A 14,451-nucleotide genomic window follows, 5' to 3' on the forward strand; every position below is an offset into this window, starting at 1 on the left:
TTCGAAAGACACGACTATTGCCCGCCTCCCACGCACCCGTAGCTCAGCTGGATAGAGCATCAGACTACGAATCTGAGGGTCGGACGTTCGAATCGTTCCGGGTGCGCCAACATACTTCCGCAGCGATGTGGGATCGGTAATCGATCGCACATCGGCGTGGTGGGCACCCGTAGCTCAGCTGGATAGAGCATCAGACTACGAATCTGAGGGTCGGACGTTCGAATCGTTCCGGGTGCGCCAACGCTTTCTGCTCGGCCATGCAAATCATGTGGATGTCGCCGAGGCGGGCGTGACCTGCGCCTCCTCAAAGCCGCGCTTCGTGACCGAGCCGATGGTCTTTCCCGTCGAGGCCGGCGATGTCGAAGATGCGGCGTTCAGCGCGTTGATCTTCGCGCCGGGGATTGGGCGCTGTTCGAACGAGCGCGCATGCGCTCCCGTCGCGACTCAGGGCCGCCGTTGGCCCAGCCCTGTCGCGGTCCAGTAGATGCCGCCCATCAGGTGCGTCAAATAGGTCGGATCGCGATACATCTCGACATTGTGGCCGAGCGTGGTGACGAACACGCGGCCCTTCTCATAACCGTGGTGCCATGCGACGGGATGGTCCTTGCCCATCGGTTTGGAGACCTGCCCGGGCCAGATCTTCGTCGGATCATAGCTTGTTTCGTCGACATTCAGCACCGGATTGATGCTGACCTTGTAGGGGTTGGCCAGCACGTAGAACTCGTCGCTCCAGATCCAGCGGTCGGGAACGCCGAAGGTGGCCGGAAAGCCCCTGTCGGCAACGGTCACCACGCCGGTCTGCAGCATCGGGTGGATAATGAAGGATCGGCCAACCAGCTTCTCATACCAGGGCCAGTTTCCCGCCGGCATGATCGCCGCGCGGTGGACGATGATCGCATTGCCGCCCGCGCGCATATAGGCTTCGAACTTGGCGCGCTGCGCCGGGCTCAGTTCCTCGCCAGGGGTGTTGAGGAACATCACCGCAGCATATTGGCTGAGGTCGCCGTCGAACGCATCGGTGCGGTTCGCCCAGGTGAATTCGAAGGCATGAAGTTTCGCGAGCCGTTCGAGGCTGTCGCGCGCCACGGGTATATACTCGTAATGATATTTGTTGGGGATCGAGAGGATGAGCAGCTTGAACTGGCTGTCCGCCAACGCGGCTGAGGGTGCAGCGAGCGTAAGGGCGGCGATCGCGAGGGGGATCGTGCGGTTCATGGCCGTTCTCCGTCGGGTTTTGCTGTGCCTGGCGGCCGTCTAGTCGCTCAGCAGATCGCCGGCCTCACGCGCGATCGACGCGCGTTCGCTGCTGGTGGCCATGCGATCATCGATCTGCTCTTCCAGCGCCATCGCCCGCGCCTGCGCGTCGCTATCGCCGCGCGCGCCGCGCTCGAGCAGAACGCGTTGTTCCTCTTGCAGACCCGCGACCCATTCGTCGGCAAACTGCTCGACCTCGTCGGCGTGCGGATCCATCGGATTGGTGAGACTGCTTGATGCACCATCACATCCGCTGGCGAGCAGTGCGGCGGCGAGTGTGATGGACGTCGGCAAAGCAGCGCGTACGCGGACACCCGGTAATCGCGCTATTCGCAATTCCACTCAGCCAACCTGTCGCGCCGATGGATGGATTGTGCCGGTCCCCAGCGTGTCGAGCGTCAGGCGCGACGGCTGCTGCAACACCCAGGCGGAAAGCACTTCGAAAGGCATGCCCAGGTTGAAGGCCACCCCGGCACGGCCATCGCGCCGCCACCGGATATAGCCCGAGCGCATCGGCAGCCCGTCGATCGACAGGACGATGCGGGTGCCGATCATGAACGCCTCGGCATCGGCGAGCTTCGCGCCCGACAGCGAGATGTCGAACAATTCGGTATCGAAGCTTCGGCCATCGACCTCGACATGGACGGTGCCGAACAGTTCGACGCGCACCGAGTCGGGCAGGAAGCGGCCGCTGACGCCATAATGCTGGACTGCCAGCAGCGAATCGCTGTCCGCGATCTCGTCGAAAACCACCGTCGTCAGCATGTTGCGCGACGAGGAGACCCGGCCAGTGAGGATGTGCGAGGAACGGAAGCCGATGGCGACCGGCGTGCCAACGGCAAGCGCGATCGTGGCGAGCGCAGTGGCGCCGTTCGCGGTCACGCTGTGCAGCGTGCACAAGGATTGGCCTTCCGCGGTGATGAGCTTGCCGATCTGCAGGACGGAGAGCGCTGCGGTCCCCGCCGCGCGCGCCTCATCCTCGTCGGTCGCCAGCCGCAACGGGGGAGGGGGCGGGGCAACATCGTCCATCATCACGCTCCATGCTGCCGAGGCGCCGGTCTTCGGCCCACCGTCATCGACCGCTGCCGCATTCGCCGGTTCCAAAGCCTTCATTTCGCCCCCCCGCGGATCACACAATCCATTCATGTTACCCGAATCGACGATATGAATGACCAACTCACCTTTTTTTATGGTTAACGGCCGCAAAACGGCGTCATCCGCGCGCAGATCGGGATGAGTCGAGGTCGGGTGACGGCAGAAGGAATACGCGCGGGGCGTCATTGCATAAAAAAGACGCCGCGCGCCGGGGGACGCGCGGCGTGATTCGCCATGGGATGGCAATCTGGGTCAGGCCGCCTTTGGCGCGGCCTGCAGCACGGCTGCGTCGACGTGCTCCTCGAATTGCGCGAAATTGTCGATGAATTGACCGACCAGTTTCCTGGCGGTCGCATCATAGGCAGCCTTGTCCGCCCAGGTCGCACGTGGATCCAGCATCGCAGCCTCCACGCCCGGCACCGCCACCGGTACCTTGAACCCGAAATTGGGATCGGTGCGGAATTCGGCATCGTTGAGGCTGCCGTCGAGCGCCGCGTTGAGCAGCGCACGGGTCGCCTTGATCGGCATGCGCGTGCCTGTGCCATAGCTGCCGCCGGTCCAGCCTGTGTTGACCAGCCAGCAATCGACGCCGCCTTTCGCAATCCGTTGCTTGAGCAAGTTGCCGTAGACCGAGGGGTGGCGCGGCATGAAGGGAGCGCCGAAACAGGTCGAGAAAGTTGCGGTCGGTTCGGTCACGCCGATCTCGGTGCCGGCGACGCGCGCGGTATAGCCCGACAGGAAGTGATACATCGCCTGGTCGGGCGTCAGCTTGGCGATCGGCGGCAACACGCCATACGCATCCGCCGTCAGCATGATGATGTTGGTCGGCACTGGCCCCAGATTGTCCTTCGACGCATTGGGGATGAAGTCGATCGGGTAGGAGCCCCGGCTGTTCTCGGCCAGGCTGTCATCGTCGAGATCGATCTCGCGGCTGTCCTCGTCGATCACCACATTCTCCAACACGGTTCCGAACCGCTTGGTGGTGGCGAAGATTTCCGGCTCGGCCTCGGGCGAGAGACGGATCATCTTGGCGTAGCAGCCGCCCTCGAAATTGAAGACGGCGGTGTCGGACCAGCCATGCTCGTCATCGCCGATCAGCGTGCGGCTCGCGTCTGCCGACAGCGTCGTCTTGCCGGTGCCGGAAAGGCCGAAGAACACGGCCGTGTCGCCATCGGCCCCGATATTGGCCGAGCAATGCATCGGCATGATGCCGGCGACGGGAAGCTTGTAGTTGAGGATGCCGAATACCGACTTCTTCATCTCGCCGGCATAGCGCGTGCCCCCGATCAGGATCAGCTTCTCGGTAAAGTTGACCGCGATCACCGTTTCGCTGCGCGTGCCGTGCCGCTCGGGATCGGCTTGGAAGCTGGGCAGGTCGATGATCGTATATTCGGGCATGAACCCCGCCAGCGCTTCGACCTCGGGCCGCACCAGCAGCGTACGGATGAACAGGCTGTGCCAGGCGAACTCGGTGATCACCCGCACGTTGACGCGATGTTCGGGCTGCGAACCGCCGTGAAGGTCCTGGACGAACAGCGTGTCCCTCGTGCCGAGGTGGGCGAGAAAGGCCGCCTTGAGCGCGGCGAACTGCGCAGGGCTCATGCCCTTGTTGGTCTTGCCCCACCACACCGTCTCTTCGGTTTCGGCGTCGCGCACGATGAACTTGTCATTGGCGGAACGGCCGGTGTGCTTGCCCGTTTTGACGACGAGGGGACCATCCTTGGCCAGCAGCCCTTCGCCGCGCTTCACCGCGGTTTCGACGAGCGGCGCGGTGCCCAGGTTCCAATGCAGTTCGGCATCGGTCGTGATGCCCTGATCGGAGAGTGTGAAGGATGGAATGCGGTTTGCCATAGCTGGAATCCCTCTCCACCGAGGCGCCTGTTTCCGGCGTCCTCCAGTCGGGCGTCGGCATATCGAACGCCCACTATATGGTCAATCACACGGGTTAGGCTGTAAATTTATGACAATATGGCGGTTCCGTCGCGCCGGTGCGGCAATCCGGCGCGCGTTGCCTGGCTGCCCGCCATGGTCTAGGGGCGGGTGAGGAACCCATGGAGACCGACGCTGGCATGGCCGCTTCGATCGCGCTCGTCGACGACGACCGTAACATTCTGACATCGGTGTCGATCGCTTTACAGGCCGAAGGCTTCGTCACCCGTCTATATTCGGATGGTGAGGCGGCGCTGAAGGCGCTTACCGACACCCCCGCAGACCTCGGCGTTTTCGATATCAAGATGCCGCGGCTGGATGGCCTCGAACTGCTGCGCAGGCTGCGCGAGAAAAGCGACATGCCGGTCATCTTCCTGACCTCCAAGGATGATGAGCTCGACGAGGCCTTGGGGCTCGCAATGGGCGCCGACGATTACATCACCAAGCCCTTCTCGCAGCGCCTGCTGATCGCGCGCATCCGGGCGATCCTGCGGCGTACCGAGGCACGCGCGCAGCCGCGCGACGAAGCGAGCGATGAGCCGGTTTCGGAACCGATGGTGCGCGGCCGGCTGGAAATGGATCCGGCGCGGCATCGCGTGAAATGGGCCGGGCGGGAGGTGGTGCTGACCGTCACCGAATTCATGATCCTGGAGACGCTCGCGCAGTGGCCGGGTGTGGTGAAGAACCGCAACCAGCTGATGGACGCCGCCTATCAGGACGATGTCTATGTCGACGATCGGACCATCGACAGCCACATCAAGCGGCTGAGGCGCAAGTTCAGGCAGGTGGATTCGGATTTTTCGGCTATCGAGACGCTCTATGGCGCCGGATACCGATTCAGCGACGACGGTTGAGCCGCGTGACGGGGCGCCGCTGTGGGCAGGGCGCGTCTCGCTCACCCGGCGCATCCTCGCGGTCAACATCTTCGCCCTGGCGATGCTCGCCGGGGGATTCTTCTACCTCGACAGCTACCGCGCGCGGCTGGTCGACGACCGCCTTGGGCAGGCGGAGCGCGAGGTGCGCATCCTCGCCGATTCGCTCGATGCGGCGATGGTCTCGCAGGAGCCGCGCCTGCTGGTCGGCTTCGGCGCGACCACCGAGGCGCGCGTGCGCACCTATGCCGCCGACGGCCGGCTGACCGGGGACAGCTGGACGCTCGCCGGCCCCAACTATCGCTTGATCGATCCGGCCGACCAACGCTGGGAGCGGGAAGCCGCACGCTATCTCGATCGCATCATCGATGCCGTGGTCGGTGCCGAACGGCCGCCGCCCTATGAGGAGCCGGGCAAGGACAATGTCTCCGCCTGGCCGGAACTGGTCGCGGCGCAGCGCACGCATCATTCGCAGGTCTATCTGCGCCGCGCGCCGGATCGCACGCACATGATCTCGGCGGCGGCGCCGATTGGCCGCAGCGGCGCGCTGGTGCTGACCACCGCCAATGCCCGCGACATCGTCCGCACGGTGCGGGCGGAACGGCTGCGGCTCGGCATCGTGCTTGCGCTGGTCACGCTCGTCTCGATCCTGCTCTCGCTGTTCCTCGCCCGCACCATCGTCCGCCCGCTGCGGCGGCTGGCGCGCGCAGCGGTGCGCGTGCGGCTGGGGCGCGCGCGCGAGGTGGTGGTGCCGCGGTTGCCCTCACGCCGCGACGAAATCGGGCTGCTGGCGCGCGCGGTTTCGGATATGAGTCACGCGCTCAACCAGCGCATCGACGCGATCGAGGCCTTTGCCGCCGACGTCACGCATGAGCTCAAGAACCCGCTGGCTTCGCTGGGATCGGCGCTGGAGGCGCTGGACCGGGTCAAGGATCCGGCGCTGGCCGAACAGCTTTTGGGCATCGCCCGCGCCGATGTCCGCCGGCTCGACCGGCTGATTACCGACGTGTCCGATGCCTCCCGCATCGATGCGCAGCTTGCCCGTGCGCGCTTCGAGCCCGTCGACCTCGGCGCGATGATCGAATCGATCCTGGGCACCTATGAAGCGCGCGGCGTGGAGCGCGGCGTACGTATCGCCTTCGCGCGCCCCCGCGTGGGCGTGGCGGTGGTGATGGGGGAGGATCAGCGACTCGCGCGCGTCGTCCAGAACCTCGTCGACAATGCGATCTCCTTCTCGCCCGATGGCGGGCTGGTGCAGATCAGCGCGACGCGTGTGGCGCATGAAGTGATCGTCTCGATCGAGGATGAAGGGCCGGGCGTGCCGCCGGACAGCCGCGAAGCGGTGTTCCGTCGCTTCCACAGCGAGCGCCCGCCCGGCGAGGAGTTCGGTCGCCATTCGGGGCTGGGGCTCGCGATCGCCAAGACGATCATGGAGGGCCATGGCGGCCGGATCGACATCGAGGATCGGCGCGACGGCAGCAACGGCGCGCATTTCGCGATCCGCCTGCCGGCCGCGACCACGGGCGAGGTGGCATGAGCGAAGGAAACGACGGCACCGAGGGTGGCGCGACCGAGACGCTGCATGCGTCCTGCGTCGCGATCGGCGGACACGCGGTGCTGATCGAAGGGCTCTCGGGCACCGGCAAGTCGGATCTGGCGCTGCGCCTGATCGATCGCGGCGCGGCGCTGGTCAGTGACGACTATACGATCGTCCGGCGCACCGCGGCCGGGCTGCGCGCCTTCGCGCCAGAGACCATTGCCGGCAGCATCGAGGTGCGCGGCATCGGCATCGTCGCGATGGCGCATGTCGAGGATGTGCCGGTCGCGCTGATCGTCGGTCTTGGTGAGCCTGTCGCCCGCCTGCCCGAGGAAGGGCTGAGGCGGCGAATTGCGGGGGTGGCGGTGCCGCGGGTCACGTTGGCGGGCACCGAGCCGTCCGCGCCGATCAAGGTCGAATTGGCGCTTGCCGCCGTGGGGGAAGCGGAATGAGCGACATCGACCAGGCGGGCACGGGAGCGCCGCGGCCCGAGCGTATCCTGATCGTCACAGGGATGTCGGGCGCGGGCAAGTCGACCGCCCTCAACACGCTCGAGGATCTTGGATGGGAGGTGGTCGACAACCTGCCGCTGCCGTTGCTCGATCGGCTGCTCGACGCGCCGATCGCCGCGGGCGCAGCGGATGGTGAACGGCCGCTTGCGATCGGCGTCGACAGCCGCACGCGGGGGTTCGATCCGGCTGCGATCGTTCGCCGTATCCGTCAACTCGCAGGGCAGGGCGGACCGGCCGTCGAAACGCTGTTCCTCGATTGCGCGGGCGCCGAGCTTGAGCGTCGCTATGCCGAGACGCGGCGGCGCCATCCGCTGGCGCAGGACCGGCCGGCTGCCGACGGTATCGCTCGTGAGCGGGAACTGATGGCGCCGATCCGCGAATGGGCGGATCATCTGATCGACTCGACGGCGTTCAACAGCAACGCGTTGCAGGGTGAGATACGCGGGCGCTTCGGGGGTACCCACGGACCGGTCACCACCGTGTCGGTGATGTCGTTCGGCTTTTCGCGCGGCGTGCCGCGTAATGCCGATCTGATGTTCGACATGCGGTTTCTCCGCAATCCGCACTGGGTGCCGGCGCTGAAGCCCAAGAGCGGGCTCGACTCCGACGTTGCCGCCTATGTTGCGGAGGATGCGCTTTACGGGCCCGCGCTGACGCAAATAGAAGATTTGTTACTGTTATTGCTTCCTCGCTATGAAAGCGAAGGAAAGGCTTATGTTACAATAGCTTTTGGCTGCACCGGAGGGCGTCACCGCTCGGTCCATTGCGCTGAGCGGATTGCGCAACGGTTGCGCAAAGCGGGTTTTTCGCTCAACGTCGCCCATCGCGATCTGGGATCAAAACCACAAGACGCGCTTGAGGGGATGCCGGTGGGGCAACAGGGGCTGAAGTAGGGACTCGGGTGCAATCATGATCGGTCTGGTGCTGGTGACACACGGTCGGCTTGCCGCCGAGTTCGTGGTCGCGATGGAGCATGTCGTCGGCCCGCAGACCGCGATTGCGACGATCTGCATTGGTCCCGACGACGATATGGAGATTCGCCGCGCGGATATTGCGAGGGCCATCGAATCGGTCGATGGCGGCCGCGGTGTCATCCTGTTGACCGACCTGTTCGGCGGCACCCCCAGCAACCTTGCGATTTCGCTGATGTCGCCGGGTCGGGTGGAAGTGATCGCGGGAATCAACCTGCCGATGCTGATCCGACTGGACGGCGCGCGTAAGACGATGAAGGTTAAGGAAGCGGTCGCCGCAGCACGGGAGGCGGGCCGTAAATATATTTCCGTGGCATCCGAGGTGCTTGGCGAGGCGGCGTGACGCAAATCAGCAGGACGGTAACGATCACCAACAAGCGCGGGCTGCACGCGCGGGCAAGCGCGAAGTTCGTGACGCTCGCGGCGTCGCTGGCGGCCACGGTGATGGTCGAAAAGGATGGATCCAAGGTGACGGGCACCTCGATCATGGGGCTGATGATGCTGGGCGCCGCCAAGGGCGACAGCGTGACGATCAGCGCCCGTGGCGAAGGTGCGGAGTCTGCAGTGACGGTGCTTGCCAAGCTCGTCGAGGACAAGTTCGGCGAGGAATAGTCGTTGATCCGTGAGATTACCGGCTTCTCGAACCCGCTGGTCAAGCAGGTTCGCCAGCTCCGCGAGAAGAAGCACCGTCGCCTGTCGCGCCGCTTCCTCGCGGAGGGGCTGCGCATATTGACCGAGGCGCGTGAGGCCGGCGCGCTGCCCGAACTTCTGTTCTTCGCCGGCGATCATGATACGCACCCGCTGGTCGCGTCGCTGATCGCGGCGACCGAGGCGGCGGGCGGCGAGGTGCTGCGCACGACGCCGGACATTCTCTCCAAGCTTTCGGGCAAGGACAATCCGCAGACCGTCGTCGGGGTCTATCCCGAACGCTTCACGCCGCTGGATGCGATCGACCGCAGCAGTGCCGACATCTGGATCGTCGCGCAGGCGCTGCGCGATCCCGGCAATCTCGGCACGATCCTGCGCACCGGCGACGCGGTGGGGGCAGGGGGGCTGATCCTGATCGACGATTGCGTCGATCCCTTCTCGGTGGAATCGGTGCGCGCCAGCATGGGCGCGCTGTTCACGCAGACGATCGTGCAAGCGCGCTGGGAGCATTTTCTTGCCTGGCTGCGCGGCGGCGAAGGGCAGTTGATCGGCACCAGCCTCAACACCGACAATGATTATCAGGCGCCGCGTTATGAAAGCCCGGCCTTCCTGTTCGTCGGCAACGAGGCGCAGGGCCTGCCCGAAGCCTATGAGGCAGAGTGCGACCTGCTGGTGAAGATGCCGATGCTGGGCAAGGCGGACAGCCTCAATGCCGCGGTTGCGACCGCGGTGATGGCCTATGAGCTGCTCAATCAGCGCCGCGCTCGGGGCTGAGCATGAACGCGCCGCGCCTGTTCGCGGATGCCGCCGCAATCCGGCATGTCGGCGAAGGGATGATCGGCTGCACCTTGCCCAAGGCGGAATGGACGCATGAGGCGCATCTCGGCACCTGCCTCTACATTCTCGTCGAGCGACCGGACATCGTCGCGGAGCGCGACCTGCCCGCGCTGATCGGCGCCTACAACGTCTCAGTGGGTGGCGTGAACGATGATCATAACGGCTATCATGAGACGATCACCCAATGCTTCATCGCTGCGGTGCGCGCGCATCTCGTCGAGCGCCAGGCAGGTGAGGATCTGGTCACCGCAGTCAACGCGCTGCTGCTGTCGCCGCGCGGTCAACGCGATTATCCGCTGACGCTCTATAGTCGCGAGCGGCTGTTCTCGGTCGCAGCACGACGGGGCTATGTCGCGCCCGACCTCTGAGGTCGTCAGAAGATCGAGTCCGCGACCACCTCATGATGTTCCACCTCGCGCGGGCGATCGAGCAGGAAGCGGTCGTCGTCGGGGTAATAGCGGGCAAGCGCGATGTCGGCGCCGGCGAAAGCCGCAATATCCTCCAGCGTCCGCCACCAGCTCAACGTCGTCACCTCCGAGCTGCCGTCTCCCAGATCGCGGAAAAGCATCTGGAAGCCGAGATTGCCCGGCGTCGATCGATAGTCGCTGCCGCCGGTCCCGCTGATATAGTCGGCATAGGCCTGGCGGTCGGCAGTGCGGATGCGGCCCCGCCAGCGGCGCAGGATCATGGCAGCGGCTCGACGAGCAGCGCGCCATGGTCGCTGCCGACGACGCGCAGCTGCGCCCCCACCGGCGCGTCGAGCCCACGCGCATTCCAGATGCCGCCGCTGGCCTCCACTCGGCCGCGGCCATGGTCGATCGCCTCGATCACCACCACGACATGACCGACGAGTCGCTGCGCGCGATCGCCCAGCAACGGATCGCTGGTGCTGATCGCGTCGGGGCCGAACCAGCGGCGTCCGGCGAACACCGCAATCGCCGCCAGCACCGCGAACACCGCCAATTGCAGCGCCAGCGTGATGCCGGTCAGCAGCGCAACGATGCCGGTCAGCAGCGCCGCGACACCGAGCCAGATCAGGAAATATCCTGGCGCGATGATCTCCACCACGCCCATCGCGAAGCCGAGTACCATCCACAGCCAATGGCCTTCCAGCGGAAGCGTTTCCGCCATCGCATCCCTCCATCATGCCGCTCTTCGCACGGTCAACGGGATATTGCCCGCGGCCGCACGACCCGCCAAGTGTTATCGGGATCGCATGATGACCAGGGGATGACTATGGGGCTCGCGCCACGTTCAGCACTGTTTCTGCCGGCATCCAATGCGCGCGCGATCGCCAAGGCGCGCAGCCTACCGGTAGATCTGGTCCTGCTCGATCTCGAGGACGCGGTGAAGCCCGAGGACAAGCTCGCCGCGCGCGCCGGCGCGGTTGCTGCCGTGGCCGAGGGCTTTGGGCAGCGGGCGGCGGCAATTCGCGTCAATGGCGAAGATACCAGCCTTCATGCCGAGGATATGGCCGCAGTACGCGCGTCCGCGGTGGAGATGGTGGTGTTGCCGAAGGTGGAGTCGGCGGCGGCGGCAGCAGCGGCGGTTCGGGGCAGCGGCAAGCGACTGCTCGCGATGATCGAGACACCTTTGGGGTTGCTGGCGGCGGCGGACATCGCACGGGTTCCGGGCGTCGCAGGGCTGATTGCGGGAACCAACGATCTTTCGGTAACGCTGGGCACGCCCGCGGGCGACGACCGGACAGGGCTGGTGCTGGCACTGCAGACCGTGGTGCTGGCGGCGCGCGCGGGGGGCATCTGGGCGATCGACGGCGTCTTCAACCGGCTCGACGATCCGCAGGCGCTGGAACGGCAGTGCCTGGAGGGCCGGCGCTACGGATTCGATGGCAAGAGCCTGATCCACCCCAACCAGGTGGAGATCGCCAACCGCGCCTTCGGCCCCTCCGATGCCGAGTTGGCTGATGCGCACGCGCTGATCGCGGCGGCGACGGGCGGTGCCGAGCGCTTCGAAGGGCGGATGGTGGAGACGATGCATGTCGATCAGGCAAAGGCGCTGATCGCGCGTGCGCTGCGGGGTGCAGGCGCGGCCTAGCGTCGGGCAGCCTGACTGGTTACATGGGCCGCCACGAATCTCCCCAGCAGGAAAGCGCGGCACCCCATGGACATCGCCCTCGGCCTCACCTTTGACGACGTATTGCTCGTGCCGGGCGCATCCGAAGTGCTGCCCAGCATGGCGGACACGCGGACGAAGGTCACGCGTGAGATCGGCCTCAACATCCCGATCCTCTCCTCGGCGATGGATACCGTCACCGAAGCGGACATGGCGATCGTCATGGCGCAGCTCGGCGGCATCGGCGTGCTCCACCGCAACCTCACCGTCGAGGAACAGGCCGCCGCCGTCCGCCAGGTGAAGCGTTTCGAAAGCGGCATGGTGGTCAACCCGATCACGATCGAGCCGAGCCAGACCCTTGCCGAGGCACAGGCGCTGATGGAGCGCCACCGCATCTCGGGCATTCCGGTGGTCGAGGCGAACGGCAAGCTGGTCGGCATCCTCACCAACCGCGACGTCCGCTTCGCGGAGAATCCGGCGCAGCCGGTACGTGAGCTGATGACCAGCCAGAACCTCGCGACGGTGCCGGCAAGCGTGTCGCAGGACGAAGCGCGCCGCCTGCTCCATCAGCGCCGCATCGAGAAACTGCTGGTGGTCGACGATGCCTATCGCTGCATCGGCCTGATCACGGTGAAGGATATCGAAAAGGCGGTCACCTATCCCAACGCCACCAAGGACGAGTCGGGGCGCCTGAGGGTCGCCGCGGCGACGACGGTGGGCGATGCGGGCTTCGAGCGCACCGAGGCGCTGATCGACGCCGGCTGCGACCTGATCGTGGTCGACACCGCGCACGGCCACAGCAAGATGGTCGCGGTCGCGGTGGAGCGGATCAAGAAGCTGAGCAACTCGGTGCAGATCGTCGCCGGCAATGTCGCGACGGCCGAGGCGACCAAGGCGCTGATCGATGCCGGCGCGGACGGCATCAAGGTGGGTATCGGGCCGGGCTCGATCTGCACTACGCGCGTCGTCGCCGGCGTCGGCGTGCCGCAGCTCACCGCGGTGATGGATTCGGCGAAGGAAGCCGCCAAGCATGGCGTGCCGGTGATCGCCGACGGCGGCCTGCGCACCTCGGGCGACATCGCCAAGGCGCTCGCTGCGGGTGCCGGCTGCGTGATGGTTGGCTCGTTGCTCGCGGGCACCGAAGAAGCGCCGGGAGAAACCTTTCTTTATCAAGGCCGCGCGTACAAAAGCTACCGCGGCATGGGAAGCGTCGGGGCGATGGCGCGGGGCTCGGCGGACCGCTATTTCCAGCAGGACATCAAGGATCAGCTCAAGCTGGTACCCGAAGGCATCGAGGGCCAGGTGCCCTACAAGGGCCCGGCGCGCGACGTGATCCACCAGCTTGTCGGCGGCGTGAAGGCGGCGATGGGCTATACCGGCGCGAAGACGGTACCCGAACTGCAGGAGCGCGCGCGCTTCGTGCAGATCACCAACGCCGGCCTGCGCGAAAGCCATGTCCACGACGTCACGATCACCCGCGAGGCGCCGAACTATCCGACGCGTGGGTGATCGGGTGATCGCTCAGCGGGACGTGGCATGACGCCCTCGGCGCGGACTCAGGCAGCGATCGATCTGCTCGACCTGATCATCGTCGCAGCGCGTGAGGGCGGGGCGGCTGCGGATACGCTGATCGCGCGCTGGTTTGCCGAGCGGCGCTTTGCCGGCAGCAAGGATCGGCGGGCGATCCGCGATCTCGTCTATGCCGCGATCCGGCGCAGCGGCGAGCGGCCAGCAAATGGCCGTGCGGCGATGGTCGGGCTGGCGCGCGAGGATGCCGCGCTCGCGGCGCTGTTCGATGGCAGCGGCTACGGCCCGGCGCCGATCGCGGCGGACGAGCCGGGGCAGGCTGCGTCGGCGATCCCGGGCTGGCTGGTCGATCGGCTTTCGCCGCTCGTCGACGCGGAAGAACGTGACGCGCTGGTCGGGCGTGCGCCGCTCGATCTCAGGGTCAACCGGCTGAAGGCCGATAGGGCTACGGTGCTGGCCGGGCTCGCGGGTGCGCAGCCGACGCCGCACGCGCCCGATGGCGTGCGGCTGGCCGGCAATGTCCAGATTGAGCAGAGCGACGTCTGGAAGGATGGTTTCGTCGAGGTGCAGGACGAGGGCAGTCAGCTGCTGGCGCTCGCCTGCGCCGCCGCGCCCGATATGGTCGCGGTCGATCTTTGCGCGGGCGCCGGCGGCAAGACGCTGGCCCTGGCGGCGGCAATGGCGAATCGCGGCCGGCTGATCGCGTCGGATACGGTGCGTGACCGGCTGCGGCGGCTGGAGCCGCGCGTCGCTCGGGCCGGGGCGACGATCATCGAGACGCGGCTGCTGGACGACGGCCGTGAGGTGGCGGCGTTCGCAGACCTGGGCGGTGCGGCCGATTTGGTGCTGATCGACGCGCCCTGTTCGGGCACCGGTACGTGGCGGCGCAACCCCGAGGCGCGCTGGCGGCTGACCCCGGAACGGCTGCAGCGCGTGATTTCGGTGCAGACCCGGTTGTTTGAGATCGGTGCGGGGCTTGTTCGGCCGGGCGGCGCCCTCATCTATGCGGTATGCTCGCTCGTCGCCGACGAGGGGGCGGCGCAGGTGGCGGCCTTCCTCGATCGCAATCCGGGGTGGCGCGCGGTTGCGCCGCTGGCCGAAGTCGGACGAAGCGATGGCGCGGGCATCTTGCTGACACCGGGGCATGATCGTACCGATGGATTTTTCGTCGCGAGACTGATCAAGCCGTGATACGA

Annotated in this window: 17 protein-coding genes and 2 tRNA genes; 13 read left to right on the top strand and 6 right to left on the bottom strand. The window is 66.2% G+C overall.

The features are described from left to right. The first annotated feature begins 32 nt into the window (after positions 1 to 32). Both FHS96_RS05790 and FHS96_RS05795 read left to right on the top strand, forming a co-directional pair. A tRNA-Arg gene (locus tag FHS96_RS05790) sits at positions 33 to 109 on the top strand. Between the two features lie 54 nt (positions 110 to 163). Next, positions 164 to 240 (top strand) — tRNA-Arg (locus FHS96_RS05795). 204 nt (positions 241 to 444) lie between these two features. Here FHS96_RS05795 and FHS96_RS05800 read toward each other — a convergent pair. From FHS96_RS05800 to FHS96_RS05815, 4 genes are all read right to left on the bottom strand, one after another. Then, positions 445 to 1,215 (bottom strand): ThuA domain-containing protein, encoded by a 771-nt coding sequence (locus FHS96_RS05800; RefSeq protein ID WP_429588531.1) that lies wholly within the window; start codon positions 1,213 to 1,215, stop codon positions 445 to 447. A 39-nt stretch (positions 1,216 to 1,254) separates the two neighbouring features. Continuing rightward, complete coding sequence (locus FHS96_RS05805; protein WP_429588532.1) at positions 1,255 to 1,470, bottom strand: hypothetical protein; 216 nt, start codon at positions 1,468 to 1,470, stop codon at positions 1,255 to 1,257. A 126-nt stretch (positions 1,471 to 1,596) separates the two neighbouring features. Beyond that, complete coding sequence (locus FHS96_RS05810) at positions 1,597 to 2,367, bottom strand: PilZ domain-containing protein (protein ID WP_429588533.1); 771 nt, start codon at positions 2,365 to 2,367, stop codon at positions 1,597 to 1,599. 234 nt (positions 2,368 to 2,601) lie between these two features. Then, positions 2,602 to 4,200: a phosphoenolpyruvate carboxykinase gene (locus FHS96_RS05815; RefSeq protein WP_429588534.1), complete on the bottom strand. Its 1,599-nt coding sequence runs from the start codon at positions 4,198 to 4,200 to the stop codon at positions 2,602 to 2,604. A gap of 218 nt (positions 4,201 to 4,418) precedes the next feature. On the opposite strand from FHS96_RS05815, the gene FHS96_RS05820 reads away from it, so the two are divergent. From FHS96_RS05820 to FHS96_RS05855, 8 genes are read left to right on the top strand one after another with little or no spacing between them, the layout of a single operon-like run. Beyond that, complete coding sequence (locus FHS96_RS05820) at positions 4,419 to 5,132, top strand: response regulator (RefSeq protein WP_429589636.1); 714 nt, start codon at positions 4,419 to 4,421, stop codon at positions 5,130 to 5,132. Then, positions 5,098 to 6,687, top strand: a complete 1,590-nt coding sequence (locus FHS96_RS05825) for an ATP-binding protein (protein WP_429588535.1) — start codon at positions 5,098 to 5,100, stop codon at positions 6,685 to 6,687. Before FHS96_RS05820 ends, FHS96_RS05825 begins: the two co-directional genes overlap by 35 nt. After that, positions 6,684 to 7,139, top strand: coding sequence for an HPr kinase/phosphorylase (locus FHS96_RS05830; protein WP_429588536.1), 456 nt, complete (start codon positions 6,684 to 6,686; stop codon positions 7,137 to 7,139). Before FHS96_RS05825 ends, FHS96_RS05830 begins: the two co-directional genes overlap by 4 nt. Beyond that, the gene (gene rapZ, locus FHS96_RS05835) at positions 7,136 to 8,092 is read left to right on the top strand and encodes an RNase adapter RapZ (RefSeq protein ID WP_429588537.1); all 957 of its coding nucleotides are present in this window, start codon (positions 7,136 to 7,138) and stop codon (positions 8,090 to 8,092) included. Before FHS96_RS05830 ends, rapZ begins: the two co-directional genes overlap by 4 nt. A 16-nt stretch (positions 8,093 to 8,108) precedes the next feature. Continuing rightward, entirely contained in the window at positions 8,109 to 8,513 is a 405-nt protein-coding gene (locus FHS96_RS05840) for a PTS sugar transporter subunit IIA (RefSeq protein ID WP_429588538.1), read from the top strand. Continuing rightward, positions 8,510 to 8,782 (top strand): HPr family phosphocarrier protein, encoded by a 273-nt coding sequence (locus FHS96_RS05845; RefSeq protein ID WP_429588539.1) that lies wholly within the window; start codon positions 8,510 to 8,512, stop codon positions 8,780 to 8,782. The genes FHS96_RS05840 and FHS96_RS05845 overlap by 4 nt, the downstream gene beginning before the upstream one ends. A 3-nt stretch (positions 8,783 to 8,785) precedes the next feature. Continuing rightward, positions 8,786 to 9,592, top strand: coding sequence for a TrmH family RNA methyltransferase (locus FHS96_RS05850; protein WP_429588540.1), 807 nt, complete (start codon positions 8,786 to 8,788; stop codon positions 9,590 to 9,592). Between the two features lie 2 nt (positions 9,593 to 9,594). Continuing rightward, a complete protein-coding gene (locus FHS96_RS05855; RefSeq protein WP_429588541.1) occupies positions 9,595 to 10,023 on the top strand; it encodes a hypothetical protein in 429 nt (142 codons plus the stop codon). Between the two features lie 5 nt (positions 10,024 to 10,028). Here FHS96_RS05855 and FHS96_RS05860 read toward each other — a convergent pair whose 3' ends face one another. Both FHS96_RS05860 and FHS96_RS05865 read right to left on the bottom strand, forming a co-directional pair. Next, entirely contained in the window at positions 10,029 to 10,343 is a 315-nt protein-coding gene (locus FHS96_RS05860) for an antibiotic biosynthesis monooxygenase family protein (RefSeq protein WP_429588542.1), read from the bottom strand. Beyond that, a complete protein-coding gene (locus FHS96_RS05865) occupies positions 10,340 to 10,786 on the bottom strand; it encodes an NfeD family protein (protein WP_429588543.1) in 447 nt (148 codons plus the stop codon). The genes FHS96_RS05860 and FHS96_RS05865 overlap by 4 nt, the downstream gene beginning before the upstream one ends. A 105-nt stretch (positions 10,787 to 10,891) precedes the next feature. Between FHS96_RS05865 and FHS96_RS05870 the strand changes: the two genes are divergently transcribed. From FHS96_RS05870 to FHS96_RS05880, 3 genes are all read left to right on the top strand, one after another. Next, positions 10,892 to 11,710 (top strand): HpcH/HpaI aldolase/citrate lyase family protein, encoded by an 819-nt coding sequence (locus FHS96_RS05870; protein ID WP_429588544.1) that lies wholly within the window; start codon positions 10,892 to 10,894, stop codon positions 11,708 to 11,710. A gap of 66 nt (positions 11,711 to 11,776) precedes the next feature. Continuing rightward, positions 11,777 to 13,237 (top strand): IMP dehydrogenase, encoded by a 1,461-nt coding sequence (gene guaB / locus FHS96_RS05875; protein WP_429588545.1) that lies wholly within the window; start codon positions 11,777 to 11,779, stop codon positions 13,235 to 13,237. Positions 13,238 to 13,264: 27 nt separating this feature from the next. Then, on the top strand, positions 13,265 to 14,446 hold the full coding sequence (locus FHS96_RS05880; protein WP_429588546.1) for an RsmB/NOP family class I SAM-dependent RNA methyltransferase: 1,182 nt from the start codon (positions 13,265 to 13,267) through the stop codon (positions 14,444 to 14,446). Positions 14,447 to 14,451 lie beyond the last annotated feature (5 nt).

The sequence above is a fragment of the Sphingomonas zeicaulis genome, from assembly GCF_050433225.1.
GTDB classification, from domain to species: domain Bacteria; phylum Pseudomonadota; class Alphaproteobacteria; order Sphingomonadales; family Sphingomonadaceae; genus Sphingomonas_D; species Sphingomonas_D zeicaulis.

Bases quoted from the DNA above. Each gene is read 5' to 3' on its own strand.
- FHS96_RS05800 (WP_429588531.1), bottom strand. From the start codon at position 1,215: ATGAACCGCACGATCCCCCTCGCGATCGCCGCCCTTACGCTCGCTGCA.
- FHS96_RS05805 (WP_429588532.1), bottom strand. From the start codon at position 1,470: ATGGATCCGCACGCCGACGAGGTCGAGCAGTTTGCCGACGAATGGGTC.
- FHS96_RS05810 (WP_429588533.1), bottom strand. From the start codon at position 2,367: ATGAAGGCTTTGGAACCGGCGAATGCGGCAGCGGTCGATGACGGTGGG.
- FHS96_RS05815 (WP_429588534.1), bottom strand. From the start codon at position 4,200: ATGGCAAACCGCATTCCATCCTTCACACTCTCCGATCAGGGCATCACG.
- FHS96_RS05820 (WP_429589636.1), top strand. From the start codon at position 4,419: ATGGCCGCTTCGATCGCGCTCGTCGACGACGACCGTAACATTCTGACA.
- FHS96_RS05825 (WP_429588535.1), top strand. From the start codon at position 5,098: ATGGCGCCGGATACCGATTCAGCGACGACGGTTGAGCCGCGTGACGGG.
- FHS96_RS05830 (WP_429588536.1), top strand. From the start codon at position 6,684: ATGAGCGAAGGAAACGACGGCACCGAGGGTGGCGCGACCGAGACGCTG.
- rapZ (WP_429588537.1), top strand. From the start codon at position 7,136: ATGAGCGACATCGACCAGGCGGGCACGGGAGCGCCGCGGCCCGAGCGT.
- FHS96_RS05840 (WP_429588538.1), top strand. From the start codon at position 8,109: ATGATCGGTCTGGTGCTGGTGACACACGGTCGGCTTGCCGCCGAGTTC.
- FHS96_RS05855 (WP_429588541.1), top strand. From the start codon at position 9,595: ATGAACGCGCCGCGCCTGTTCGCGGATGCCGCCGCAATCCGGCATGTC.
- FHS96_RS05860 (WP_429588542.1), bottom strand. From the start codon at position 10,343: ATGATCCTGCGCCGCTGGCGGGGCCGCATCCGCACTGCCGACCGCCAG.
- FHS96_RS05865 (WP_429588543.1), bottom strand. From the start codon at position 10,786: ATGGCGGAAACGCTTCCGCTGGAAGGCCATTGGCTGTGGATGGTACTC.
- FHS96_RS05870 (WP_429588544.1), top strand. From the start codon at position 10,892: ATGGGGCTCGCGCCACGTTCAGCACTGTTTCTGCCGGCATCCAATGCG.
- guaB (WP_429588545.1), top strand. From the start codon at position 11,777: ATGGACATCGCCCTCGGCCTCACCTTTGACGACGTATTGCTCGTGCCG.
- FHS96_RS05880 (WP_429588546.1), top strand. From the start codon at position 13,265: ATGACGCCCTCGGCGCGGACTCAGGCAGCGATCGATCTGCTCGACCTG.